The organism is Burkholderia sp. Ac-20344, from assembly GCF_017104975.1.
In the GTDB taxonomy this organism is placed as follows: domain Bacteria; phylum Pseudomonadota; class Gammaproteobacteria; order Burkholderiales; family Burkholderiaceae; genus Burkholderia.
The window spans coordinates 72,754-98,660 of record NZ_JAAGPP010000012.1 but is presented as its reverse complement, the minus strand read 5'-3'; the positions used below and the strand labels follow the sequence as shown (position 1 = coordinate 98,660).

18 protein-coding genes and 1 pseudogene are annotated in these 25,907 nt (G+C 63.8%); 9 read left to right on the top strand and 10 right to left on the bottom strand.

What is annotated here, in order from left to right; translation table 11 throughout:
• Nucleotides 1-334, bottom strand: a pseudogene (locus tag G3N64_RS06545) (undecaprenyl-phosphate glucose phosphotransferase); the annotation flags it as partial.
• Between the two features lie 32 nt (nt 335-366).
• Nucleotides 367-1,149 (bottom strand): Crp/Fnr family transcriptional regulator, encoded by a 783-nt coding sequence (locus G3N64_RS06540; protein WP_205782900.1) that lies wholly within the window; start codon nt 1,147-1,149, stop codon nt 367-369.
• A 922-nt stretch (nt 1,150-2,071) separates the two neighbouring features.
• On the opposite strand from G3N64_RS06540, the gene G3N64_RS06535 reads away from it, so the two are divergent.
• The 6 genes from G3N64_RS06535 to G3N64_RS06510 all read left to right on the top strand — a co-directional run bounded on the left by G3N64_RS06535 (nt 2,072) and on the right by G3N64_RS06510 (nt 8,976).
• Nucleotides 2,072-2,854 (top strand): Crp/Fnr family transcriptional regulator, encoded by a 783-nt coding sequence (locus tag G3N64_RS06535; RefSeq protein ID WP_205782899.1) that lies wholly within the window; start codon nt 2,072-2,074, stop codon nt 2,852-2,854.
• A gap of 171 nt (nt 2,855-3,025) precedes the next feature.
• On the top strand, nt 3,026-3,277 hold the full coding sequence (locus tag G3N64_RS06530) for an acyl carrier protein (protein WP_205782898.1): 252 nt from the start codon (nt 3,026-3,028) through the stop codon (nt 3,275-3,277).
• Nucleotides 3,274-4,470, top strand: coding sequence for an acyl-CoA dehydrogenase family protein (locus tag G3N64_RS06525; RefSeq protein ID WP_205782897.1), 1,197 nt, complete (start codon nt 3,274-3,276; stop codon nt 4,468-4,470). The genes G3N64_RS06530 and G3N64_RS06525 overlap by 4 nt, the downstream gene beginning before the upstream one ends.
• Entirely contained in the window at nt 4,467-5,441 is a 975-nt protein-coding gene (locus tag G3N64_RS06520) for an amino acid--[acyl-carrier-protein] ligase (protein ID WP_205782896.1), read from the top strand. The genes G3N64_RS06525 and G3N64_RS06520 overlap by 4 nt, the downstream gene beginning before the upstream one ends.
• Nucleotides 5,438-6,496 carry a DUF1839 family protein gene (locus tag G3N64_RS06515; RefSeq protein WP_205782895.1) on the top strand — a complete coding sequence of 353 codons (1,059 nt, stop codon included), beginning with the start codon at nt 5,438-5,440 and terminating at the stop codon, nt 6,494-6,496. Before G3N64_RS06520 ends, G3N64_RS06515 begins: the two co-directional genes overlap by 4 nt.
• Nucleotides 6,493-8,976, top strand: coding sequence for a glycoside hydrolase family 2 protein (locus G3N64_RS06510; RefSeq protein WP_205782894.1), 2,484 nt, complete (start codon nt 6,493-6,495; stop codon nt 8,974-8,976). The genes G3N64_RS06515 and G3N64_RS06510 overlap by 4 nt, the downstream gene beginning before the upstream one ends.
• Before the next feature lie 49 nt (nt 8,977-9,025).
• On the opposite strand, the gene G3N64_RS06505 is transcribed toward G3N64_RS06510, so the two are convergent.
• Together G3N64_RS06505 and G3N64_RS06500 are read right to left on the bottom strand one after the other, a co-directional pair.
• Nucleotides 9,026-10,417, bottom strand: coding sequence for a sigma-54 dependent transcriptional regulator (locus G3N64_RS06505; RefSeq protein ID WP_205782893.1), 1,392 nt, complete (start codon nt 10,415-10,417; stop codon nt 9,026-9,028).
• 671 nt (nt 10,418-11,088) lie between these two features.
• Nucleotides 11,089-12,318, bottom strand: coding sequence for a glycosyltransferase family 4 protein (locus G3N64_RS06500; protein WP_205782903.1), 1,230 nt, complete (start codon nt 12,316-12,318; stop codon nt 11,089-11,091).
• A 296-nt stretch (nt 12,319-12,614) separates the two neighbouring features.
• Between G3N64_RS06500 and G3N64_RS06495 the strand changes: the two genes are divergently transcribed.
• Complete coding sequence (locus tag G3N64_RS06495) at nt 12,615-13,199, top strand: drug:proton antiporter (RefSeq protein ID WP_241020810.1); 585 nt, start codon at nt 12,615-12,617, stop codon at nt 13,197-13,199.
• Entirely contained in the window at nt 13,196-14,776 is a 1,581-nt protein-coding gene (locus G3N64_RS06490) for a mannose-1-phosphate guanylyltransferase/mannose-6-phosphate isomerase (protein ID WP_205782892.1), read from the top strand. Before G3N64_RS06495 ends, G3N64_RS06490 begins: the two co-directional genes overlap by 4 nt.
• A 17-nt stretch (nt 14,777-14,793) precedes the next feature.
• Here G3N64_RS06490 and G3N64_RS06485 read toward each other — a convergent pair whose 3' ends face one another.
• The 4 genes from G3N64_RS06485 to G3N64_RS06470 form a co-directional block, all read right to left on the bottom strand.
• Complete coding sequence (locus tag G3N64_RS06485) at nt 14,794-16,056, bottom strand: right-handed parallel beta-helix repeat-containing protein (protein ID WP_205782891.1); 1,263 nt, start codon at nt 16,054-16,056, stop codon at nt 14,794-14,796.
• Between the two features lie 153 nt (nt 16,057-16,209).
• A complete protein-coding gene (locus tag G3N64_RS06480) occupies nt 16,210-17,355 on the bottom strand; it encodes an acyltransferase (protein ID WP_205782890.1) in 1,146 nt (381 codons plus the stop codon).
• A gap of 219 nt (nt 17,356-17,574) precedes the next feature.
• Complete coding sequence (locus G3N64_RS06475) at nt 17,575-18,999, bottom strand: DUF6418 domain-containing protein (RefSeq protein ID WP_205782889.1); 1,425 nt, start codon at nt 18,997-18,999, stop codon at nt 17,575-17,577.
• A gap of 218 nt (nt 19,000-19,217) precedes the next feature.
• Nucleotides 19,218-21,533: a GNVR domain-containing protein gene (locus G3N64_RS06470; protein WP_205782888.1), complete on the bottom strand. Its 2,316-nt coding sequence runs from the start codon at nt 21,531-21,533 to the stop codon at nt 19,218-19,220.
• A 570-nt stretch (nt 21,534-22,103) separates the two neighbouring features.
• Between G3N64_RS06470 and G3N64_RS06465 the strand changes: the two genes are divergently transcribed.
• Nucleotides 22,104-23,285 (top strand): polysaccharide biosynthesis/export family protein, encoded by a 1,182-nt coding sequence (locus tag G3N64_RS06465; protein WP_205782887.1) that lies wholly within the window; start codon nt 22,104-22,106, stop codon nt 23,283-23,285.
• A gap of 136 nt (nt 23,286-23,421) precedes the next feature.
• Here G3N64_RS06465 and G3N64_RS06460 read toward each other — a convergent pair whose 3' ends face one another.
• Entirely contained in the window at nt 23,422-24,675 is a 1,254-nt protein-coding gene (locus tag G3N64_RS06460) for a flippase (RefSeq protein WP_205782886.1), read from the bottom strand.
• A gap of 38 nt (nt 24,676-24,713) precedes the next feature.
• Nucleotides 24,714-25,904 carry a glycosyltransferase gene (locus tag G3N64_RS06455; RefSeq protein WP_205782902.1) on the bottom strand — a complete coding sequence of 397 codons (1,191 nt, stop codon included), beginning with the start codon at nt 25,902-25,904 and terminating at the stop codon, nt 24,714-24,716.
• Between the last annotated feature and the right edge of the window lie 3 nt (nt 25,905-25,907).

The following is a 25,907-nucleotide window of genomic DNA, read 5'->3' as shown; positions in this document are numbered from 1 at the left end:
CGCCGGCCAGCACCGTGCGCACGATCCAGCGTGGCGTGATCGTGCCGCCGCGGTTCATGATCCACATCGCGGCGGCCACCGTCAGCACGCTTGCGCAGACGAGCGCCACCATCGTCTGCGTCAGCGCATGCGTGCCGCCTTGCGGCGCCACGCCACCGCGCACGGTGCGCAGGTAGCGCGGCAGCAATGCCACGGTCAGCACGCCCAGCAGCGCGATCGCGCCGCGCTGCGCGTCGGACAGCTCGCGCCACGCGAGGCCCGACGCCACCTGCGCCGCGAGCGCGCCTGCCAGCACGAGCACGACGTCGGTCGCTGCGATCGCAGCACGCCGCATCGCATTCGTTCCACCGGACCTCGACTGCATCGTCACGCACCATGTGCCGGGAACCCGCAACGCCCCTCCGGCATGCGGGGCCGAACCGGTGCCGGCCTCGCCGTCCCGCGCGCGCCGAGCAACCTGCGATAGTCGGCGCGAATCAGGTCGTAGCATTCACACGCGTGATGTTCGAGGCCATCGCGGTCTAGCACGGTGATGCGGCCGCGGCGCTGCCGGATCAGCCCGGCTTCCTGCAGATTGCCCGCCGCTTCCGTCACGCCTTCGCGCCGCACGCCGAGCATGTTTGCGATCGTCTGCTGCGTGACGGCCAGTTCGTCGCCGTCGATGCGATCGTGCGCGAGCAGCAGCCAGCGGCTGAGCTGCTCGCTGACCGAGTGATGGCGGTTGCACAGCGCGCTGCGCGAGATCTGCGCCATCGCCGCCTGGCAGTAGTTGAGCAGCAGCCGGTAGGTGGCCGGCGATCGCTCGAATTCGGCGCGCATCACGCAGCTCGGCACACGATAGGCCATCCCGCCGATGCGGACCTCGACCCGGTTCGACGCAGCAGCGCCACCGACCAGCGTCGCCAGCCCGACCACGCCCTCGCGGCCGACCTGCGCCACCTCGACCATCGCACCGTCTTCCATCAGGTGCTGCACCGACATCATCGACGTCGTCGGGAAATGCACGTGGCGCATCGGTTCGCCGACCCGGTCGAGCATCCCGGCCTTGATCCTGACCAGTTCGAGATGCGGTGCGATGGTGCGGATGCTGTCCTCGGGGAGGGCATCGAGGATGGCATTCGCCGAATAGCTCGAGTGAAGATGAAGCATGTCTGTATCCCTTTTATCGTCCGTGCCGCCTGCAGCCACGTGCACGGAACCCGTTATCGCGATGCGCGCCCGGACGTTGACAGGGGTTGCGGCCACAACCCTGATTCCGACTGACCCTCGGCTTGTCGCCGCCGGATTGAGCCGACCGTCCCGTTTCGACACGCCAGCCCTAATAAGCGATTTACGTGCCAATACATGCCCATCCTTAATATATGAATCACGCCGGATTTAGATCACTCGAATTACCCGATCAAAAACAAAAAAAGCGTCTCATTTCCGGACACTCTTCCCGGCGATGGACACTGCATGCGATTTGACTGATCATTTCCCCGGTATCGGACCGAGGCAGCCGCGCCGGTGCCGCGAGGCTTGCCGTTCATATACTTACAGCTGATTTTCAATTGTTTCCATGATGTTCCAGATAGCACGCCGCTGCTGCGCCACGCGTCACACGGCCGTTTGAAACTGTCTCAAATTTGCATCGACACGCAGATTTTCAGCTCTGTTGCCTGGCGCGCATTTCGAAAGCAAGCCATTGATTTGATTATGTATTTCCGCGAACGTCATTCATTTGTCAAATAATGTTCAATGCCTGCCAGGCACTTTCTCCAGACGATGCGCGGTGGCGCGGGATTGATTCCCGGCCGACACCGAATGAATGCCCGGCATCTCATTCCATTTCAGGATGATTAATTCCGCGGAAATGAATCATTAAATCCGGATAACGTTTGCATTGAACAAAAAACGTCAAACTTTGTGAAATGACGCAATATGCAATTGAATGAATTCAATGGCGTGCTAGCCTTTTTGCCGGTATCGTCACTCCATTTTTGACGAACACAAGTCCGCACGATCGTGCGAATTCCCCATTTTCGGGGTATCGCCGAGACGACGCGCGACCGCCACCCTACGAGGATGCGCCGTGACTCACCAGGCCCCTGACGCCGTTGCGTATGCGAACGGCATGATCGAGCTTTCCCACAGCTTCGATGCGAACCGGTTTCTCGCGGCCATCGACCGCGACGAGCTCGCGACGCTGGTTCCCCACCTTCAACTCGTCCACCTGAAATCGGGGCAAGTGCTCTGCGAACCCGGCGAAATGCTCGCCGCGGTCTACCTGCCCGTCACGACCGCGATTTCGCTGCAGTACGTGTCGTCCGGCGGCATGACGCTGGAAGTCGCGGAGATCGGCAGCGAGAGCGTGGTGTGCGACGACGTGATCGGTGGCAGCGGCCGGATGCCGTGCCGGGCCGTCGCCTGCCGCGACGGTTTCGTCTACCGGCTCGACCGGCGCGTATTCGCCGCCGCGTTCGACACGTCGCCGGTGATCCGCCATCTCGTGTTCGTCTGCGTGCGGCTGCTGATGGCGCAGGTCTCGCAGATCACGTTCTGCAGCCGTCACCACGTGCTCAAACATCAGTTATGCAGATGGTTCCTGCTCGCATACGACCGGACCCGCAGCATCGAGATCCAGGTGACGCACAGCATGCTGGCGCAGATGCTCGGCGTACGGCGCGAAACGGTCACCGATGCCGCCGGCGACATCCAGAAGCTGGGCCTGATCCGGCAATACCGGAGCTCGATCGAGCTCGCCGACCTCGACGGCCTCGAAAAAATGTCGTGCGGCTGCCGCGCGATCGTGCGCGACGAGATGAAGCGCATCCTGTCGGCCGACTCGGGCGTGCCGGCCGCGTCGCGCGCCTGACCGGCCGGCCCGTTTGACGCTGCGCGTCGGCGCACAGGGTCAGCCGTTTGTAGGGTGGCGAACAGAACGCCGTGCCTGCCAATGGTCTACTGATGCCGGACTGCCGGGGGGACGTCAGCGCGTATCGCGCGTCTGCCCGAGCGGACGACACCACGCACGCCGGAGCAGCACGTGAAAAACGAAATCAGAACCATCCTGAAGCACGTCGCCCATCTCGAAGCCACGATCGATTCGATCGGCGACGGGGACGACCTCTACGAAGCGGGCCTCTCCTCGCTCGACACGATCCAGCTGATGCTCGCGATCGAGAAGCAATTCAACATCGAGATTCCCGACGAGATGCTGAACCGCAACCTGTTCCGCAGCATCGATGCGCTCGCGGACACGATCGCCACACTGCAACGCACCGAGCATTCCGCATGAGCGCGCTGCTTCCCGAACTCGCGGCCGACAGCGATTCGCGTCGGCTCGACGAGGCCGCGCATGCCGTCGCACAGATCGCCGCGCAGCACGCGGACGCGGTCGACCGCGACGCGCGCTGCCCCGTCGAGGCGATCGAGGCGATGCGCGCGCGCCGCCTGCTCGGCGCGATGGTGCCGACCCCTCTCGGCGGCGCTGGCGCGTCGCTGGAGGACATCGCGTCGGCCTGCTCGATTCTCGGCCAGGCTTGTGCGTCGTCGGCGATGGTGTTCGCGATGCACCAGATCCAGGTCGCCTGCATCGTCGACCACGCGCTCGACCAGGGCTGGCACAAGCTGTTCCTGCAGCAGCTCGTGCGCCACCAGTGGCTGCTCGCATCGGCCACGTCGGAAAACGGCGTCGGCGGCAACCTGCGCGCGAGCCAGTGCGCGCTCGAAATCGACGGCGACGAGTTCCGGCTGCGCAAATCCGCGCCGACGATCTCGTACGGCGACTATGCGGACGGCATCCTCGCGACCGCGCGACGCGATGCGGACGCGCCGGCTTCCGAGCAGGTGCTCGTCACGCTGCTGCGCGACGGCTACACGCTCACGCGCCGCGGCGAATGGGACACGCTCGGGATGCGCGGCACCTGCAGCAACGGCTTCGAGCTCGACGCTCGCGGCGCCGCCGTCCAGTGCCTGCCGGTGCCGTTCGCGAAGATCGCCGAGGACACGATGGTGCCGGTGTCGCACATCCTGTGGGCCGCGGTATGGATCGGCGTGGCCGGCGACGCGTTCCATCGCGCGCACCAGTTCTTCCGCGCACAGGCACGCCAGACCGACGGCGCACCGTCGCCCGCGTCGCGTCGCATCGCCGAATCGCTCGCGCTGATGCAGGCGATGCAGGCTCGCGTCGACAACGTGCTACGCCTCCATGCGCATGCGACGGCGCGCTCGTGGTCGGCCGGCATGGCCTGGGCCGCCGAGATCAACACGCTGAAGACCTACGTGTCGACGACCGCGCTGGAAGTCGCACACCAGGCCATGATGATCTGCGGGATGGCCGGCTACAAGCAAGGCACCCCGTTCAGCATCGGCCGCCACATTCGCGACCTGCATGCGGCACCGCTGATGATCAGCAACGACCGCATTGCCGCCAACACCTCGAACCTGCTGCTCGCGCTGCGTCCTGCGACGCTGGAGAAACATACGTGAACGATCGCCTTGCCGTGCCCTCCGCCGCCTCCGCTCCCGCCGACGCACCGCTCGACCGCGCGGGCGTCAACCCGCTGCGCGACGAACTGATCGACGCGGGCCTGCTGGTCTCGACCGGCATCCAGGGCCTGTTCGGCCGCAGCGAACGGTTCGAGCGCGTCGTGGAAGCGCTCGACGCGTTCGTCACGCGCATCGGCGCCGACCAGCAGGCCGAAGTGCTGCGCTTCCCGCCGGCGATGAGCCGCACCGAGTTCGAGCGCAGCGAATACATGAAAAGCTTCCCGCAGCTCGCGGGCAGCGTGCATGCGTTCTGCGGCGACGAGCGCCAGCACCAGCGCGTACTGCAGTGCCTCGATCGCGGCGACGACTGGACGGAAAGCCAGAAGCCGACCTACGTCGTGATGACGCCCGCCGCGTGCTACCCCGTCTACCCGGTCGTCGCACGCGCGGGCGCGCTGCCGGCCGACGGCCGGATCGTCGACGTCTTCTCGTACTGCTTCCGCCACGAGCCGTCGCTCGATCCGACCCGCATGCAGCTGTTCCGGATGCGCGAGTACGTTCGGATCGGCACGCCCGAGCAGATCGTGTCGTTCCGCGAGACCTGGATCGAACGCGGCACGCGAATGATCGAGGCACTGCGCCTGCCCAATGCGATCGACCTCGCGAACGATCCGTTCTTCGGGCGCGGCGGCAAGATCGTCGCGAACAGCCAGCGCGAGCAGAACCTGAAATTCGAGCTGCTGATCCCGATCGAGCACGACGATCGCCAGACCGCCTGCCTGAGCTTCAACTACCACATGGACCATTTCGGGCTGCTGTGGGACATCCGCACCGCGACGGGCGACGTCGCGCACACGGGCTGCGTCGGCTTCGGCCTCGAACGGCTCACGCTCGCGCTGTTCCGCCACCACGGCTTCGACATCGATGCATGGCCGCGCGAAGTCCGCGACGTGCTGTGGGGCGCGCCATGAGATTCGTGTCCCGCGACGGCGAAGACGCGTCGTTCGAGGATGTGCGCCACCGCGCGCGCCACTACCGGCCGCACCCGCTGCACAGCCAGGAGATGGTCTGGAAGCAGACCAACTGCTACGTCGACATGTGGCTCGAGGTGCTCCGGTGGTGGGGCTTCAATCCGTATGCGGCGCTGCCGTTTACGATCGCGCTGGATTTCGAGGGTGACCAGTTCACGTTCTTCAAGTTTCCGCACGACGAACTGGAGCGGCTGTACGGCATCGTCGTGCAGGAACACTCGATCTACGAACCGCTCGACCGGCACATCGAGACGCAGGTCGCGCGCGGCCACTTGATGATCGTCGAGGTCGATGCGTGGTTCCTGCCCGATACGCGCGGCAGCAGCTACCGCACGCAGCACACGAAGACGACGATCGGCATCGATGCGATCGACCGCGCGAAACAGCAGATCGGCTACTTCCACAACAGTGGCTATTACGTGGCCGAGGATTTCGACTACAACGGGCTCGTCGGCGGCAACTCGCCGATGACGCTGCCGCCGTACGTCGAATGCGCGAAGCGGCGGTTTGCACCGCTCGACGAGCGCGTGCTGTGCGAAACGTCGCTCGCCGCCCTGCAGCGCCACCTGCGGCGCCTGCCGGTCGTCGATCCGATCGCGGCATTCCGTCGGCAGTTGCAGACCGACGCACGGACGCTTGCCGATTCGCCACTCGAGCACTTCCATGCGTACTCGTTCAACTCGGTGCGGCAGCTCGGCGCGAATTTCGAACTGTTCGGCCATTACGCGCGCTGGCTGCAGGCCAGCGGCTGCGTCGGGCCGTTCGCCGAGATCCGCGCCGCGTGCGATCGCATCGCGTCCGAAGCGATGGTGCTGGAATTCCGGCTCGCGCGCGCCTGCGCGCGCGGCAAGGAGGAGCGTGGCGACTCGACGCTCGAAGCGATCGAAGCCGCCTACGCGGATGTGGTCGCCTGCGCGCGGCAGATCGCCTTGCCGCCACGACACATGACGCCCGCGCGCAGCGACACCGCGGCACCTGTGCCGGCCATGCGGTGACCCGCACGCGTGCCCTGCCCGCGTGGTCGATGCTGGCGACGGCCGCGGGTGCTGCACGGGAACCGCGCGACCTCCCGGCCGCCGGCGACGGCTGGATTCCGGCAACCGTGCCCGGTACCGTCGCGCAGTCGCTCGCGCTCGCCGGCCGGCTTGGCGAAGCCGAATCGCTCGACGAGCGCGACCACTGGTACCGGATCGAACTGCGTGGACACGGGCCGCGCGTGCTGCGCTTTCACGGCCTCGCGACGCTCGCGCAAGCATGGCTCGACGACACGCCGATCCTTCGCTCCGACAGCATGTTCGTCACGCACGACGTGCCCGTGTCGCTCGACGGTACGCACCGGCTGACCCTCTGTTTCCGCGCGCTCGCCCCGCACCTGCGCGACACGCGCGCGCCGCGCCGGGTGCGCTGGCGCACGCGGCTCGCGGAGCCGGCGGCGCTGCGCACGATCCGCACGTCGCTGTTCGGGCACATGCCGGGCTGGTTTCCGCCGCATGTGCCGACCGGCCCGTGGCGGCCCGTGGACGTGCTCGATCCGGCTGACGGGCCCGTTCTCGTCGATTGCGACCTGCGGGCGCGCATCGAAGGCGACACGGGCTGGCTCGACGCGGAGCTGACGTTCGCCGCACCGCTGCCCGACGCGCTCGCGGCACGGCTGTCGTGCGGCCAGCACCACGCCACACTCGAACGTGCCGGCGCCGACCGCCTGCGCGCAAGCGTCGCGGTGCCCAACGTATGCCGCTGGTGGCCGCATACGCACGGCGAGCCGGTGCTGTACGACATTGCGCTGCATATCGGCGACGAGCAGCGACCGCTCGGTGCGACGGGTTTCCGCACGATCGAAGTCGATGCCGGTGCGGACGGCAAGGGCTTCGGGCTACGCATCAACGGCGTGCCCGTGTTCGCGCGCGGCGCGTGCTGGAGCAGTGCCGCGCCGCTCGCACTGCACGCGGAGGATGCCACCTACGCCCGCCTGCTCGGGCTCGCGCGCGACGCCGGCTTCAACATGATCCGCGTCGGCGGCACGATGACCTACGAGGCCGATGCCTTTCACGCCTGGTGCGACCGGCTCGGGCTGCTGGTCTGGCAGGATTTCATGTTCGCGAACTTCGACTATGCGCTCGACGATCCCGCGTTCGCGGACAACATCGATCGCGAAGCCCGGCAGTTCCTCTCGCGTCACAGCGCGTCGCCGTCGCTTGCCGTCCTGTGCGGCGGCAGCGAGATCGCGCAACAGGCCGCGATGTCCGGGCTCGGGCCGAAGCAGCGCTTCCTCGAGCTGACCGCCGACCGGCTGGCCAGCCATGCGGCTGCATGCCGGCCCGACGTCCCGTACGTGCCCGATTCGCCCGACGGCGGCGTGCTGCCGTTCGCGCCGCGCGAACGCGTGTCGCACTACTACGGCGTCGGTGCGTACCTGCGCCCGCTCGACGATGCGCGCCGCGCGGACGTGCGCTTCGCGAGCGAATGCCTCGCATTCTCGAACGTGCCGTGCGACGCGACGCTCGCCGAGCTCGGCTGGCCCGGCGTGCACGAGCCGCGCTGGAAGGCCGCGGTGCCGCGCGACCCCGGCACGTCGTGGGATTTCGAGGACATTCGCGACCACTATCTGCACACGCTGTACGACGTCGCGCCCGACCGGCTGCGGCGCGAGGATCCCGCGCGCTACTTCGAGCTGTCGCGCGCGGTGGTCGCGGACCTGATGCGCGAAACGTTTTCCGAATGGCGGCGCACCGGCTCCCGCTGCGCCGGCGCGCTCGTCTGGCAGTTCCAGGACGTGATGCCGGGCGCCGGCTGGGGGATGATCGACGCGCTGCACCGGCCGAAATCGGCGTGGCATGCGCTGCGCCAGGTCCTGCAGCCGGTGCAGGTGCTGCTGGTCGACGAAGGCTTGAACGGGCTCGACGTGCATGTCGTCAACGAGCGCCCTGCGCCACTGTCGGCGGCGCTCGAGCTGGTCGCACTGCGCGACGGCCGCACGCCGGTCGCGCGGGCCGGCTGCCCGGTGCGGATCGCGGCGCACGACACGGTGCGGCTCGGATCGGCCGAGCTGCTCGGCCGCTTCTTCGACTGGACCTACGCGTACCGTTTCGGGCCCTGCGAGCACGACACCGTCGTCGCGACGCTGCGCGCCGACGACGGCACGCTGCTGTCGCAGGCGTTCCATTTCCCGTCCCGCACGCATCCGGCCGTGCTGGCACGACGCGAACTCGGGTTGGAGGCATGCGTGTCGCGCACCGGCGACACGTGGCACGTCGACATCGACACACGGCACGTCGCGCGCCACGTGCAGATCGATGCGCCGGGCTACGTGCCGCGCGACGACTGGTTCCATCTCGCGCCCGGCACGCCGGCGCGCGTCGCGCTCGTCTCACTCGAAACGGCCGGGAAGAATGGGGCAGCGGCCGATGGGCCGCCAGCCGTGGAAATCCGGGCAGTGAACGCCGCGCGCACGGTGCGCGCCACGCAGGCCGGTTGACGCGACGCTCGCGGCGGCTGCCGAAAGCCGCGAGCGCCTCTGTCGAATCTCAGTCGGACGAGCCTGTGCCGCGCGGCCGCTCGATCCCGTATGCCTCCATCCAGCGATACAGCGTCGCGCGCGATACGCCGAGCTCGCGCGCCGACGCCGCGACGCGCCCGCGCGTGCGCAGCAGTGCGGTTTCGATTGCCTCTCGCTCGATCGACTTGCGAATGTCGGCCACCGACGGTGACGCCGCATCGAGACAGTATTCGAGTTCGAGATCCTGTGCGGTAATCAGGCGCCCTTCCGTCATCACGACCGCGCGGCGCACGCGGTTGATCAGTTCGCGGACATTGCCGGGCCAGTCGTGCTTGTAGAGCGCCGTGATCGCATCCGTCGAGAAGCCGCGCACGCGATGGCGTGCGTCGCCGCGGAAGCGTTCCAGCATGTGATGCGCGAGCAGTTCGATGTCCTTGCCGCGCGCGCGCAGCGGCGGCTGGTCGATGCGCATCACGCACAGTCGGTGAAACAGGTCCGGCCGAAAGCGCCCTTCCTCCATCGCGCCCCGCAGGTCGACGTGCGTCGCGGACACGATCCGGACATCGACCGGCACCGGATCGCTGCCGCCGAGGCGATGGATCGAGCGTTCCTGCAGAAAACGCAGCAGGCTCGCCTGGCTCTCGTGCGGCAGATCGCCGATCTCGTCGAGCAGCAGCGTGCCGCCATTCGCCGCTTCGACATAGCCGATCTTGCGCGCGTTCGCGCCGGTAAACGCGCCGCGTTCGTAGCCGAACAGTTCGGATTGCAGCAGATGAGGCGGAATGGCGCCGCAGTTGACCGCGACGAACGGGCCGTTGCGGCGCTCCGAATGGCGATGGATCGCGACCGCCGTCAACTCCTTGCCGGTTCCCGTTTCGCCGAACACGAACACCGGCGCGTCCGTGCGCGCGAAGCGCCGCACCGTATCGAACAGCCGCAGCATCGCGCTGCAGGTGCCGACGATGCCTTTCTCTTCCGATTCGAGCCGTTCGCGGTCGCGCGCGAACAGGCATTCCATGCCGTACGCATGGCCGACCGTATCGGCGATCCGCTGGTGCGACGCGGGCAGCGTGACGTAGTCGAAGCAATAGTCGCGCAACAGCGCACGCACGTTCGGCGAAGCGGTCTGGCCGACGTCGACGAGCGCAACCCAGACGACGTCGCGCATCGACGCGCAGGTCGACGCGATGCTGCCGATCGCGTCGGCATGGCCGCCGCTCAGGTCGAGAATGCCGCAGGTGATTTCGCCGGACGTGTCGCGCAGCTCGCTCGCCTGCGCGACGATCGACACTTTCCAATCGCGTCGCGCCAGCTCCTTTCGCAACATGACGGACGGCGACTGCGTCCAGTAAATCAGCGGACGCTGCCCGTTACCACTCCCCGCGCCGGCGCTCTTATCGCGCGTTATTGGCATATTCATAACGAACCATCACTTTCTCCACTCCGCGAACCGTTCGCGTGCGCTGCGGCCGGCGGCGCATGGCCGCCTTTCCGCGCTGCGTTTCCGCAGCTTTGGCGAAGATCGAAACTGCACACGGCGAGAGCCCCCGGAGGTTGAGCCGGATGTCATCCGGCCTCGTTGTCATCGAACTCGAAGGGAACGCGCGGCTGCGGGAGCCACGACGTTCCCGCTTTGATACGCCCCGCCATCCAGGCAGCGCGCGTCGGCAGACGGGAATGCCGTCGGCATGTGCGTCACGTCGTATACGACCGTTGCGCCCGATGCTGAACCGGATGGCTGCCAACCCGCTCCCGGAATGACCGCCGCATTTCATCCGCTCCTGAATTTACACCCCGTTTCGAAATGGTCTTGTTACCAAAAGATAAACCTGAATCAGGCGGTTACGCGCCCGCCCGCCCCGCGCCATAAACCTTTGACCACTTAGATTTGATTATCTATGAGCATTGCAGTCAATCAGTGCCAAATATTACTTTTCCGCAAGACGAAGGCGGTCGATTGCCTGCGATTTTCATCGAAATCCCCGGGAAAGACCGGTACCGTATTCCACTCGCCGCATAATCGCGCACGCCGCCGGACGGCTGTGCCGTATCGCGACGGCGCACGGCCCGTGCCGCCGTTACACGTCGTAATCAACCGCGCGTGTCGACGGTCAGGTTCACAAGCACGGATTCGCCATGTTGCGCCTGCCAATCGCGCACGCCGCCGCCGTCCGCCCTGCTACCGGCTGGAGCGGTCATCTCTTCCTGCAATGCAACATAGCCTTTCATCACGAAGCGCGAGAACGCTTCGCGGAAACGCATCGAACCGAAGAATTCGGCGTTCGCCCGGCACGCGTGCGGATCGAGCGCGCCGTGCGGCAGCGCTTCGAAACGGGCGAGTGCGTCGATCAGCGCGTCGACGGTCTGCGCGCGGTAGAACAGGCCCGTTGCACCGGCGCACGGCCATCCGCGCACCGACTCGCGCACGCCGCCCTTCCCGTACGCGATCACGGGCGTGCCGCAAGCCTGCGCCTCAACCGGAGAAATGCCGAAATCCTCCTCCGCCGCGAACACGAACGCGCGCGCGCGCTGCAGGTGGTCGTGCAGGACATCGAATGGCTGGTAGCCAAGCAGCGTGACGTTCGACCCGGCCAGCGCGCGGATCTTTTCCATGTCGGGCCCGTCGCCGATCACGACGAGCCGGCGCTCCGGCATGCGCGAAAATGCCTCGACGATCAGGTCGATCCGCTTGTACGGCACGAGTCGCGATGCGGTCAGGTAAAACGCGTCCTTGTCTGTGCGCAGCGACAGATGGTCAACGTCGACCGGCGGATAGATCACCGTCGCGTCACGCCGGTAGGTCTTGCGGATGCGGCGTGCGATGAAATGCGAATTCGCTGCGACGCGGTCGACGCCGTTCGCCGAACGGGCATCCCAGTTGCGGATGTAATGCAGCAGCGCCCGCGCGATCACCGATTTCGGCCCGCGCGCAAGCCCTGCCTCGTTCAGGTATTGATGCTGAAGATCCCACGCATAGCGCATCGGCGAATGCACGTAGCTTGCGTGGAACTGGTCCGGACCGCTCAGCACGCCCTTCGCGACCGCATACGAGCTCGACAGCACGATGTCGTATTCCGACAGATCGAACTGTTCGATGGCAAGCGGAAACAACGGCAGATAGCTGCGGTAGCGTTTCCGCGCGAACGGCAGCCGCTGGATGAAGGACGTGCGTACCGCGCGGCCGCGCAGGCACGACCGGTCCTCGAGAAAATCGACGAGGCTGTAGATATCGGCCTGCGGAAAACAGTCGATCATGTGCGCCAGCACCCGTTCGGCGCCGCCCGGCACAACCAGCCAGTCGTGAACGATCGCAATCTTCAAGTCCTGCCCCTGGTTCTTCATTGACATTCGATGTTGGCGGACCGCGCATCGCCGCGCGCCACCGTGATTGGCCAATTATCAGAAAGCCCCGTCACGACCGATGTGTGCTACCGCACATTGCCCCGTTCTAGCGCACCGGTACCGCCATCGCGCACGCCAGCCGCGTGAATCCGGAGCGTGAGTATGCTTTCGAACAGACTGGCGCATGCGGCATCCGCGATCATGACCATTGCCGCACCGCTCGGAACGCATCCATGCGGTACAGCATGCGGAAGGCTTCACGCGAGGACTGCATCATGGAATGGCATTGTTGTGAATTCGAACACCTGAGCGCCGTCGATCTCTATGCAATTCTGCGCGCGCGCAACGCCGTACTGGTCGTCGAGGATGCGCACACCCATCTCGACATCGACGGCAAGGACGCGGGCGCATTGCATGTATACGCACGCGTGCACAACGGCGACACGGCGGAAGTCGCGGCTTACGCGCGCATCCTGCCCGGCGACGACATCGATCCGGATGTCGTGATCGACAAGGTACTGACAAGCGAGGCATGCCGCGACGGCGATACGCTCGAACGCCTGATCGAACGTGCACTGACCACCGCGTTGGCCGCATGGCCGGATGCCGCGCTGCGCATGCATGTTCCGGCACCGCGCCAGGCGTTCTACAAACGCTTCGGATTCCGCAAGGCATACGGACCGTACCTCGAACAGGGTGCGCCGTTCGTCGGTCTGATCCGGCCCGCCGACCGCGCCGCCGGGGCCCTGCGCCAACTGCTGTCCCGAGCCGTTTCGACGCGCCTGCCCCGACACGACGACGCGCACGCCGACGGACGCGAGCACAACCGGCTACCCGCCGATACCGGAGCCAATCGATGACCCGTACCCTTCGCCCCGTTCCGGAACCCGACCTTCCGCGCATCCTGCCGGTGATCCTCGCCGGCGGTTCGGGCACCCGCCTCTGGCCGCTGTCGCGCGAGCAGTACCCGAAACAGCTGATCGAGCTGACCTCGAACGAATCGCCGCTGTCGGCGACGGCGCGTCGCCTGAACGGCATCGCGAACGCGGCGCTCGGCGACACGCTGCTGCTGGTATGCGGCGAACAGCATCGCATCATGAGCGCCGCGCAAGTGGTCGACCGTGCGGCGCCGGCCCGCATCCTGATCGAGCCGGCTGCGCGCAACACGGCGCCGGCGCTCACGCTCGCAGCACTCGATGCCAGCGCGCTCGAGGACGATCCCGTGCTCGCGGTCATGCCGGCTGATCACGTGATCGCCGATGTCGGCGCGTTCCAGGACGCCATCGCGCGCGCGGCTCGTTACGCGCAGGAAGGCGCGATCGTCACGCTCGGCGTGCTGCCGCGCCGCGCTGAAACGGGTTACGGCTATATCCAGGTAGGCGCGGCGCGGACGAGCCGTCACGGTGGACAAGGCGGCTATTCGATCGGGCGTTTCGTCGAGAAACCCGATGCTGTGCTCGCCGAACGCTACCTGCAATCGGGCGACTACTGGTGGAACAGCGGGATTTTCGTCACCCGCGCGTCGGTCTGGCTGAAGGCCATTCGCGCGCTTGCGCCAGAAATCCATGCGGCCTGCGACGCGGCGTGGCGCGCGGGCGTCGCCGAGGATCCGTTCTTCCGGATCGACGCGGCGGCCTTCGACGCGTGCCCGCCCGACTCGATCGACTACGCGGTCATGGAGCGCCTCGCCGAAAACAGCGAGCTCGGCATCGAGGGGATCGTGTTGCCGCTCGCGGCCGGCTGGTCGGACGTCGGCACGTGGGATGCGATCTGGGAAATCATGCCGAAGGACGATCAAGGCAATGTCGCACGCGGCCCGATCGTGTTCGAGGACACGCAGGACAGCTTCGTGCGTTCGGAGGGGCGCCTCGTCGCGTGCGTCGGCATGAAGGATGTCGTCGTGATCGAAACGCCCGACGCGGTGCTGGTTGCGAACAAGCACGACGTACAGCGCGTGAAGAACCTCGTCGCGCGCCTGAAGAGCGACCGGCGTCCGCAAGCGAGCGAGCACCGCAAAGTGCAGCGCCCGTGGGGGCATTACGATTCGATCGATCTCGGCGAACGGTTCCAGGTGAAGCGGATCGTCGTCGAGCCGGGCAAGCGGCTGTCGCTTCAAATGCACTATCACCGCGCCGAACACTGGATCGTCGTGCGCGGCACCGCGAAGGTGACGCGCGGCAACGAGACCTTCCTGCTCAGCGAGAACGAGTCGACGTATATCGCGGTCGGCGAGGTGCATCGTCTCGAGAATCCCGGCCGGATCCCGCTCGAGATCATCGAGGTGCAATCGGGCAACTATCTCGGCGAAGACGATATCGTGCGCTTCGACGATCAGTACGGACGCGCCGTCGTCGGCACGCTGCCGGCCACGCATGTGGCGCCGCTCGATTCACGGGAGCCGCATGCGAAAATCGTCGAGGGCGACGTCGTACGGTAATCACGGGCAGCGCGCCGTCAATCGATGCCGCGCTGCGACCGGCGCGGCTGCCTGAGCGACTCGCGCACGCCCGGCAATTGCGACGTGTCGGCGCCCACCACGTCGATCGAGCGCGGCTGCGCGACCGGGGGCTCGCACTGTCCGCCCCGCTTGTCGCCCGCGGTACAGCCGCCGGCACCGCCCACCTGCACCGGCATGCCGCCGATCGCGGACAACCGGTTGTCCGCGATCCGGTATTGCGACACGTTTCCCCATACGCGAATGCCGGCGAATCGTGCGCGTGACACGTGGTTGCCCACCACGACCACGCGCGTCACCGAGCCCGACCATGTACTGATGTCGATCGCCGCCTGCTGCGTGAGCGGACGCGGATCGGTGCGCCCCACGGCCGTCTGGATATCCGAAATCTCGTTGTTTTCGACCAGCACGCCCGTCGCGCCGTAAGTCTTGTAACTGTCCTCCTGCGCGACGAGAATGCCCGCGCTCACCTGCACATTGCGCACGACGTTGTTCGCGATCGTCACGTCCGCGCCACCGACCACCGTGATTCCGCGCCCCCACGCATTGCCCTCGAGCGAATTGCCGGTGATCAGCACGTTGCGACAAAGCACGTTGTCGCCCTGGTAGCTCACCACGGCAATCATGTCGTCGCCGGTGCCGCGCACGACATTGCCCTGAACCAGCACATTGCGCGCGCCGTGCGTCATGTGAATGCCGTCGGCGAGTGTCGACAGCACCCGATTGCCGACGATCGCGACGTCCGATCCGCCAAACACGAATATGCCCGCGCTGGCGCCGCCGTCGATGACGTTGTCGAGCACTTGCACGTCGTGCCCCGTCACCTCGACCTTGGTCGACTCCGGCGTGTCGAGACGCGTCGCGCCGGTTCCCGTGATATGAAACCCGACGAGCGTCGTACCGTCGCCCCGCATCTCGATCGTCTGATTGCCGGGAGCGGTCGCAATCAGCGTCGCGCCGAAACCCGACAGCACGACATGCCGCTGCCGCACGACCAGCGAACGGCCGACAACATACCGTCCGGGCATGAACACCAATCGCTGGCCGGGCTGCAGCACGTCCAGCGCGCGTTGCAGTTCATCAGCCTGATCGGCGGCATCCGGGGCGGGATGAATGTACGCATCCGGTCTGTCCGCGTGAATCGCACCCGGTGCGGATGCTCCGGATGCAGCCTCGGCGAACCCCGGCCACGATAGTCCGCCAGCCATCATCATGCCGGCTATGCCGGTGCATACGCGAGACAGGCATTGCGATCTGCGCATATCGAATCGTTTCCATTGAACAAGCTGGTTCACACGGCAGGGCTACGCCAGATGCCCGGACGTCGGCTGTCCTCGCCTCGGTGGTGCATTGCCTTTCCGCCGGCAGTTGGCCGCTGACCCACGACACGCCCGAGAATCCACCCGGCGAACGAATCAGCCGGTCGCATCACCCGATGCGAACACACGACTTCCCCGACGCGACGTGAGCGTACGCGCAAGCTTCACGAACGGGGCTTCACACAGTCGGTAGCCGGCCCACGACAATGGAATCAAAGGCACGACCGGTACGACCATGTAAAGACCGAGCGGCCATCCGACAATGTGGAAACGCTGACACAGCCAGAAAGCCGCGAAAAGCGGAAGACTGTGCAACAGGTAGATCGAGTAACTGATCTTGCCGATCCATGAAAGCAGACGGATACGAAGCTTCAGCAAGGTTGCCAGTAGCGCGAATGTCGCGATGCCGATCATGTAAGCGAGCGAAATCGGAAGGTGAAACATGTTGTGATGTCGCCAATCATCGATGGCCCCCACAAGCGCAATGCCGACGACCGGTATCGTCGCATAGGCGACCGCCGATCGGTAAGTCACGGATAGTCGGGACAGCGCGCCGCTTCTGGCCAGTCTGACATGCAGCCGTTGCGAAGGGTTGTCATACGCCTGGCGAAAGCAGGCGCCCCAGAACATGATGCCAAGATGATACGGCATGGTTTTGTACTGACTGAGAAGATCGGCCGGGAAGAGCCGCAATTCGAGCGTCAACACGAATAGGCCGCATAACCCGACCGTGACAAGACACAGATGGAGCATCCGGTGAAGCGCCCCGCACCAGAACAAAATCAGACACACCCCGTAAAAATACAACTCCGTTTCCAGCGTCCAGCCGTGTGGCAGGATCAGACTTTCCCCGAACGCAACCGGAATCATGGTCACATTTGCCAGAATGCCGTGAACGTCCATTCTCTTGTCGAACAAATACCAATGAACGAAATACCCGGCAGGAAGCGCCAGCCAATAGGCAGGATACAGCCGAAGGAATCGTCGGACGAGGAACCGCTTCGTGCCCACGCCGATCTCGCCATGCAGGCTGGTTGGAATCAGCATACCGCTGATCGCGAAGAACATGACCACACCGATTCTTCCGAAATTCACGGAGCGTTGCAGGGTATCAAGCACATGCTGTGAACCGGCAAGAGGGACGAACCGTTCGGCATAGTGTGTCCATATGACGAGTATCACCGCAACGGCACGCATGGCGTCGATATGGTGAAACCGCTCCGAACTCATCGCTTTTGACATGGCAGGAATGGTGGAGACTCAAGGCACAAGGCAACTCGTATACAACATCGGAAAATCCGTTTCCGGAATGACGAAACAGACGGAGACGCCCCGCATATGTTCCCAAACGAGCGATTGCCCGCGGTGACCGAGCATGCTTCGACAACTGGGTGGCGGAGCACACTGCTGGATGACGAAAACGCCAGCTTGACCACAGCATTCAGGATTGCCTCGCGTGGTTCATTTGAGATCTGAATACTTCGCATCGACCCAATACCACCAAGCAAGTGCGAGAACCGCATAAAACACCGTACGCGAGCCGAACATCATCCAGTATTCACCTTGCTGAACGGCGAAGGTCGCATATGAAAAGACCTTCGCCATCAGCCATAGCATCACGACCCCGCCGCGCATCGCGACCAGAATCTGCAGCGCACCGAGCACGCCGTACACGAGGCCGGTCATCGCGACAAAGAGCGCGCCCCCGCCATAGCCGAACCAATACACGGGCACGGCCATGTTCCCCATCGTGAAGGTCACGTCGTCGAACATATAGGCCCTGAGCACGCTCGGCTCGGTGTACGACTTCATCAGGTCACGCAGGCCGCTCGGTTCGGAACCGTCGAAAAAGGTGGGCATTGTCCAGGAACCGAGAGAGTGCACGAACCGCCAGAACGCATCCGTGCCGCCAAACCTCGGTGCCGTGAACATATGCGCATCGTTGTCGACCACGTACCAGGGTTGACCCTGCAGCAGGAAGCGCGAAGAGAGCATGTCGGCTACTTCGAGCCCCTGCCCCCTGTAGGAGTAGAAAATGGATGCGGCGCCGAGCAACAGCGCCAATCCCGCACCGATACCCAGATAACGAACCACCGGCTTGCCGTTCATCGCATGAATCGAAATGAACGGGGCAAGCGAGCACAGCCCGATGTGCAGCACGGCCATGAATTGCTCGCCATGCATCACATTGAGCGCCAGGTCGACAGCCATCGTCAGGATCGCCGCCACCCGGATGCGCTTGTCGGAGCTGGTGGCGATGGTGCCCATCAGGAAACCCATGAAGGACTGATTGTTCAGGAACAGGTTGAACATCATCCCGTTCGATGAATCATTTCGCAGCGCATATCGATTGATGCCGGAAAACAACGAGAACCCCGACGTCAGGCCGGCAATCACACCGATCGCGATAATCGTGGCCGCGAGCCCGAACCCCATCGCGATGCTGATCGGTTGCAACGTTATCCGCGCCCTGATCGGCTCACGCACCGGGCGTTCGTCCAGAAATCGACCGAACGCAACGAGTGCACAGACCAAAAAAATCACGTAGAACGTCAGGAGCCGGCTGAACGCCCCGGTCGCATCGCCGACGACATCGGTTTCCGTCAGGTAGCCGCCGTCCTCCAGTCCCACGCCCGCCAGGAATGCGGTCATTCCGATCGCCAGCACGTAAAGCATCGACACGGCAAACACCGGACGTGATCTGACCAGGCCGACGAGCCCCAGTGTTGCCAGCAGCAACGTGCACACGGCGCTCGATTTCGCCATGCCGAGCGCCGGCATCACCGCGTTGAACAGCAATGCAAGCGTGAATAGCGTCAATACGATCACGCCGGTTGCGGATACGAAGCCGCCGTTGCCGCCCAGTGTTCCCGTCGTCCTATCCATCGTGCCGCAACCCGAAATTCGTTCCTTCCGTCACGCACCTGCACCATGCAGCTGCGCGCCGATCGCAGGAGATCAGGGACATGGCGAACTGCATCCGGGAACGCATGATCGACCTGGGTGCGACGAACGACATGACTCGCGCCGTATCCGTATCGACCTGACGTTTTCTTCCCACTCCAGCCCGACTATTCATTTGCCACGCTCCGCGCCAATCGATATCACGCAACGCTTCTGAACAACTCCTTTCTTACTCGCGCCCATGCCCTGAACAAAAATGCATCGGACGGGACATGGCGAGGATTGGCCTGCGTCCGGGTTTCCTTCGCATGTCGACGAGCGTTCGCGGAATAGCCGTAGTGAAACGGTGACGGCTCGAAGCCATTGAACACCAGGCCATCCACATCGGCTCCGAACTTCTTCAGGTTCTCGATCGCTTCCGCCACGCCGGCGTAGCTGACCGAACCTTGCCGCACCACCATCAACGTGATGTCGGCGAACCTCGACAACATGGCGACGTTTGCGGCCGGATGGGCCAATGGCGCATCCATGATGATCACGTCGTATGCACCTCGCAGTGAAGCGAACAGCACCTCCAGCTTCTCGGTGCCGTACAGGTTCCGCGAAGGCTTGCCCCCTTTTCCGGCGGGCAGCACGTCCAGATTGTCATGAACGCGCGAGATCGCCTTCTCGAGATCGAGCGATCCGTGCAGCACTTCCGACAAAGACTGCTCGTATTGCACCGGCAAGCATCGCTCAATGCTCGCCTGGCCCGCATTGGCACGCACGAGCAAGGTCTTGAAACCGCTGTCCGCCAACACACAGGCAAGATTGGCGGAGATCATAGACTTGCCCTGCCCCGGCTCGGGAGACGTAATCAGAACGGTCTTCCCGCTGCCTCGATCGGTGGACATCTTGCAATGCAGCAACATGGCCAGATCTGCGATCGCTTCGGCGAGCGGCGTATCAGGGTGCTCCCTCACGGCCATGAAAGCCGACCTGTCGTTCAAGTCGGCCTCGATCTGTTGCGGCGATGACGGGAGTACGCCCAGCAGCGGGACGCCGACCATCGATTCCAGATGTTTCGGATCACGAACACGCCTGAAAAACAACGCCAAGCCTTGTGCCACGGCAATGCCCAGTATCAGCCCGACCACCGCGCCCAACACGATCACGAGCATTCGCTTCGGTCGAATCGGCTTGTCGCTCACGTCGGCCTTGTCGATGATCGACGCATTGCCGACCGTGCCTGCTTTCGCAATCTGCAACTGCTGCGTGTTGTTCAGCAAGCCGACATACAGCTGGTTATTGACTTCGACGTCTCTCGCCAACCGCAAATAGGTCTGCTGCTGCGACGGCAAGTGCGCCACTTTGCTTTTCAATTCGGTCGATTGTTGATCGAGCGTCTTCAGCTTGTTGACGACGGCCGCGAGCTGGGGCTGTCCGGCAACATACTTGGATGACAGGTCCTGATACTCGAGCTTGGCTTCGAGCCGCGCCTTGTCGACAAGCGCCAATTGGTCAATGAGCAGCCTGACATCGCCTTGCGAATCGATCGACCCTTGCGCGTTGCGGAACGTGTTCAGCGCCTGCTCCGCCTGCTCCAGCCGCACCTTCACGGCCGGCAGTTGCGCATCGAGGAATGCCTGGCTGCGCTCGGCATCCTCTGAACGCCGTTTCGCGTTGACATCCAGATAAGCCGCTGCAATGGCGTTGAGTAGTCGCGCAGCAAACACCGGATCGGGATCCTCGAGATTGAGCTGCATGATGCCCGACTGGCGTTTCGTTTCCGCCCCGCTCAACTTGGTCAGGATGGCGTCGAGTCGCACGGGCGTGGCAACCCGCCGTACACGGAACTCCGTACCGGCGCGCGCCACGATCCGCGACACATCCACGCGATAACCGTTACCTTCGCTCGGCGTGCCGATTACCCCCTTCAACACCTCCTGACCATCGCTGTCCTTCAACAGGAATCGGTCGCCTTCGAGATAATCGAACTCCAGCTTCTTGCCAAGCTGCGCATCCGGGACGTCGAATTTGTTGAATTCGATTCGTTCGCCGCCCCACGCCCAGAACGGGGTATTGAACAGCGGGATGACGAGACCATTCGCGTCTTTCGACAAGACCGAACCCAGAAAACCCGCCACGAGCGGAATCCGGTTACTGACTGAAACTTCCGCCTGCGCGGCGGTTGCCTCGATCGCCTGCGTGACGACCGTGCGCGAGCGAGCGATATCGATTTCGCCGACTACGGCAGAATTCTGAATATCCAGCGCATTCGAAATCTCGGAGAGCGAACCCAGCGCGCTATGCTTGTTTTCCTGGACCTGTATCAGCGTATCAACCGAGTAAATCGGCGTCGCCGAAATAGCATACATGAATGCCAACAGCAGACACGCCAGAAAAACCGAAATAAACGCGCCCCGATAATGAAATACATTCTCTAGTAATTCGGCCAGTGTAAAACGGAACGCGTCGCGAGAAATATTTCCCGTTCCGTCCCGGTACCCATTAGGCGAGGTTCGATCCAGTGCCATGCATAAACTCCCAAAATGCCGCCTTGCCAGGCTTCACGTTGCGGCGCGTACTCTTGGTCATGCGTGCCGCGCGACGCGTACCAGGTCGCGCCATCCCGAGCGCCTGCCCTGTATCCGACCGCAGGTCGGCAAAAAGTACGTCACTGAACCGTTGCGCCAGGAGCGTCAATGATTCTGTTTGTCCCGGCCACTATGCGATAAATGCCCGGTACGCTAAGTGCGATGGCTTACATTAATAAGCACTGGTGGTGCGAATCACTGGGTTGCCACCCTGTCTCGTGCTATGTTAAGTGCGCATTGTTTCCGCTTCCGGCGACCCATGACAATACTGTGGCTCGATGGCGCAATCAGACATAAGACGTGAACATGTCCTTTCATATCATTCATCGCGCCACCTCGTTTTGACGATCGTTATCAAACGAGGCGACACAGAACCATTGACATCGGGGTGTCGAGGTGAAAAATCTTCCAACCCAGAAGGCACGGCGAGTATTAAATTTATTTAAATTGTTTCTGAATACAGGCCTATCCGGCCGGCAGATCGGCCGGCTTACCATGCTGAATGACGATATGAACAACTCCCAGCTATTCGATGCGCTCGCGCTGAAAAAGAACGCCCCCGCAGCGCGTCGAATGCGCGCCGCGCTCTCCCTGGCGATGTCCACCCTGCTTTCCGCGTGTGCGTTCGCGCCCGGCCAGCACATGGCAGAGCCGGCTGCCTTGCCGGTCACGACCGCCGACAATGGCGACGTGACCAGCGACATGAAGGTCGCGGTCAAGCAGATCGATCTGACGCTGATCAACCAGATTCACACGGAGCAGAAGCACCGTACCGCGTGGTCGATTCCGAGCAATTTGCTCGGCAAGCCGAGTGCCTACAAGCTTGGCCCGGGTGACGTGTTGCAAATCACGGTTTGGGATCACCCCGAATTCGCTGCCGCTGTCGGCCAGCCAACGCAGAACACGAAGCCCTCTGACGCAGCACCCGGTTTCGTTGTCGATAGCGACGGCAACGTGCAGTTTCCCTACGTGACGCGACCGATCCGCGCGGCCGGAAAGACCGCGGCACAGGTCCAGCGGGAACTCGATGCCGAACTCAGGAAGGTGTTTGTCAAACCGCAAGTGACCGTTCGCGTGGCATCGTTCCGTGCCGAACAAGTGTATGTAGACGGCGAAGTACGCGCCCCCGGTTCGCAGACGATCAACGACATTCCGATGACACTGGCCGAAGCGGTCAATCGTGCGGGCGGCTTTGCGCCGACCGCGGATCAGAGTCGCGTGACGGTCACGCGCAACGGCGAGATCTATCCGGTGAATGTCGCGCAGATGACGAAGACTGGCAAGAGTCCCGCCACGATCATGCTGCAGCCAGGCGACCTGTTGCATGTGGGTGCTCGCGACGACAATCCCGTCTATGTCATGGGTGAAGTGAACAAGCCACAGGCCGTGCCGCCCCAACGCGACGGCTCGCTCACATTGAGTGCGGCTCTTTCGGAGGCCGGCCAGCTCAACCAGCAGACGTCGAACGCCAAACAGGTTTTCGTGCTGCGCAAGGCCGCCGACAGCGAGCCGGTCATCTTTCACCTCGACATGAAGTCGCCCGTCTCGATGCTGCTCGCAAATCAGTTTCCACTCGCATCGAAGGATATCGTGTATGTCGACAACACAGGACTGGTCCGCGCGAGCCGCGTGCTGAACCTGTTGCTGCCGGCGATCAGCGCGGGGTTGACCGGGGCGCTTGTCACCAAGTAATCGGCATATCGGAAGGACGCAAACGGCGGCGCTCGTCGACTCGCATCGCACCACGGCAGCAGCGTGGAAGGATGGCGAGTCCGACGCATCACGCTGCCGCTGCCACCGCCGCCGAGCGGACGGCGCGTGAATCGCATCAGCCCGAACGCGCCGACAGATTGATCAGACCGACCCGGTCGCGACAGAGTACATACGCGAGCGCGATGGCGACGGCCGTTTCGGCGATCAACACCGCGATAGCCGCCCCGCGCTCCGCGAACAGCATGGCAAGCGGCGGCAGCAGTGTCACGTTCAACACGCCGGACGAGATCAGGATGACGCTGAAGGCGCGCTTCATGCCCATCGGCAACATCGTTTGAACGCCGAACAAATCAGTCATACATGCCATGAACGGCACCAGCGCCAGCCAACGCAGCACGCCGACCGTCGGCGCAAACGAGCTGCCGTACAGGATACGAACGATGAACGGCGCGCAGGCGTAGATCGTTGCCGACATTGCCAGCACCCCCGCGCCCTGCAGAACGATCAGCTTTCGCAAGAATGCAAACGCATCGTCACGTGCGTGATGCATCAGGTACGTAACGTGCGGATAGGTCGCGGCTCTCAGCGGTTGCAGCAGACCGACTGCGGCCCGGATCAGCTTGTCACCAGCGGAAAAATAGCCGGCGGCGACACTACCCGAGACGATACTCAGCAGAACGGTATTGGTCGATGCGTAGAACGAGATCGACGTCGACGCCAGAAATACCTGCGAACCGCCTTTCAGGGCGGCTGCGATGTCCGCGAACCTCACGCCGACACGTTCGATCTCGCGACGGAAGAACAGGTAGGCAAGCAACGTCACCCCGCAAAGCAACGGCACCGCAGCGTTGATGGCAACCGCATGCAGGAGATCGTCCGGCGTGCGCACCCACATGAAGAAGGCAACGACACTGCATGCACGGTACACGACCACCGTGGCACTGTAGACGCTCAACTTCTGGATTCCCTGAAAGTACCAGCCCGGCGTAAGCGCGGCACCGACCGCCATCCCGAACCCGGTCAGCAGGGCCGTGCGTTCTGCCGCGAAATGCGGGATGAGCAGAGTCAGAATGAAGAGGACGGCAAAGCCGGCGACCGTGATCGCCCATTGGGCGCAAACCGTTGCCCAGAAAATTCGGGATCGCTCCACCCTGCCGTCCGCCAGCGCGACACGCGGCGTCGCTGTCAGGTCGAAGCTGTAATTGGCAAGATTGATGAAATACGTCGTAACCGCCAGCACGAACGACAACCGTCCGTATTGCTGGGGGCCGAGCACGCGCGTCAGCAGGGGCAACGTGACGAGCGGCACGACGTACGTCGAGATTTGCAATGCGAACAACAAGGCAAAATTTTTTCGGACAGCGGTCATCGTGCGTTCTGGGCTGAGAGGAAACAGTATGCCGACTGTCAATGTGCCCACGTTCGCGGTACATCCGTACCGATGCCGAGTACGGCACACAGCGACGACGCGTAGCATTCGACCGAATAACGCGACCAGTCGTAGTGACGATTTTCGCTATCGAGATGCGCGCGCAGTTCGGCGAGCGCGCGCGCGAAGCCTTCGGACGTGTTCCGGTAGAGAATCTTGTTGCCGATCTCGTCACCAAAGGTCGATAGGCTTCCGATGTCGTGCACGAGCGCCGGCAGCCCGAGCATCGCCGCCTCGACGATCACGAGGGGCGCATTTTCCACCCAGATCGAGGGCAACACGAGGGCATCATGCGTGGGTAGCGCGGCGAACAACGTTGCATGATCGAGGCGCCCGGCGAAACGCAGCCTCCCCGACTCGACGAGTGTCGCGTGTTGTTTCTCCAGGCCGGTCCGCTCCGATCCGTCGCCGTAGACAGTCAGCGACGCAATCGCGTCGCCGGCCGATTCGCTCATGAGCGCGAGAAACTGACCAAGGCCCTTGTCCGCGTCCACGCGACCAACGAACGCCAGATCGAGGCGATCGCCCCGGACGGGTTTGGGCGGACGGGGAACCAGCGTCGAGTCGATCGGATTCGGTACCAGTGTGGCGCGTGTTCGCCCACACTGCGCAATGAGGTCGCGCATGAACGGACTCGGACAAAGGATCTCGTCAAACAGGCCAAGCGGATCGAAAAGCGCATTGACCGCATGCCAATGCACCTTCTTCGCGACGTCGTGAAGAAAGCCGCGCGGGCTCGCCGTAAGAGCAATGCGCCGGGCGCGATGCAGTTGGTCAATCGACAACGGTTGCGCGTGGCCGCGGGAATAGACAAGCAGGCTCGGGTTGTAGAACAACAGATGGTAATCGTGCGCGGTCATGAACAGACCACATGCCGATTGCCGCTTGTAGCGAGCGAGCACGGGCAGAATCGCGCTCGACAGCAGGTTGTGGTAATTGTGCACAAGGATTCGTTGCGGGCGAAACCGATCGAGCAGCGTGACGAGCGCACGCGCAGCGGCAGGCGACCACGCACGTGCGCGTCCGCCGCTTTCGACATCCCGCAATGCATGCTCGTCGAAAGTTTCGACCACAACGCCGTTGCTGGCACGAAGCACGTCGACGGACACCCGGTACACTTCCTCGGCCCCCCCCTTGCGAACGAAGTCGTTGATCACCAGCACACGCATCAC

What these genes read in the sequence shown, in the direction of transcription:
- G3N64_RS06540 (WP_205782900.1), bottom strand. Translation starts at nt 1,149, where the DNA reads ATGCTTCATCTTCACTCGAGCTATTCGGCGAATGCCATCCTCGATGCC.
- G3N64_RS06525 (WP_205782897.1), top strand. Translation starts at nt 3,274, where the DNA reads ATGAGCGCGCTGCTTCCCGAACTCGCGGCCGACAGCGATTCGCGTCGG.
- G3N64_RS06515 (WP_205782895.1), top strand. Translation starts at nt 5,438, where the DNA reads ATGAGATTCGTGTCCCGCGACGGCGAAGACGCGTCGTTCGAGGATGTG.
- G3N64_RS06505 (WP_205782893.1), bottom strand. Translation starts at nt 10,417, where the DNA reads ATGAATATGCCAATAACGCGCGATAAGAGCGCCGGCGCGGGGAGTGGT.
- G3N64_RS06495 (WP_241020810.1), top strand. Translation starts at nt 12,615, where the DNA reads ATGGAATGGCATTGTTGTGAATTCGAACACCTGAGCGCCGTCGATCTC.
- G3N64_RS06490 (WP_205782892.1), top strand. Translation starts at nt 13,196, where the DNA reads ATGACCCGTACCCTTCGCCCCGTTCCGGAACCCGACCTTCCGCGCATC.
- G3N64_RS06485 (WP_205782891.1), bottom strand. Translation starts at nt 16,056, where the DNA reads ATGCGCAGATCGCAATGCCTGTCTCGCGTATGCACCGGCATAGCCGGC.
- G3N64_RS06480 (WP_205782890.1), bottom strand. Translation starts at nt 17,355, where the DNA reads ATGTCAAAAGCGATGAGTTCGGAGCGGTTTCACCATATCGACGCCATG.
- G3N64_RS06475 (WP_205782889.1), bottom strand. Translation starts at nt 18,999, where the DNA reads ATGGATAGGACGACGGGAACACTGGGCGGCAACGGCGGCTTCGTATCC.
- G3N64_RS06470 (WP_205782888.1), bottom strand. Translation starts at nt 21,533, where the DNA reads ATGGCACTGGATCGAACCTCGCCTAATGGGTACCGGGACGGAACGGGA.
- G3N64_RS06465 (WP_205782887.1), top strand. Translation starts at nt 22,104, where the DNA reads ATGAACAACTCCCAGCTATTCGATGCGCTCGCGCTGAAAAAGAACGCC.
- G3N64_RS06460 (WP_205782886.1), bottom strand. Translation starts at nt 24,675, where the DNA reads ATGACCGCTGTCCGAAAAAATTTTGCCTTGTTGTTCGCATTGCAAATC.
- G3N64_RS06455 (WP_205782902.1), bottom strand. Translation starts at nt 25,904, where the DNA reads ATGCGTGTGCTGGTGATCAACGACTTCGTTCGCAAGGGGGGGGCCGAG.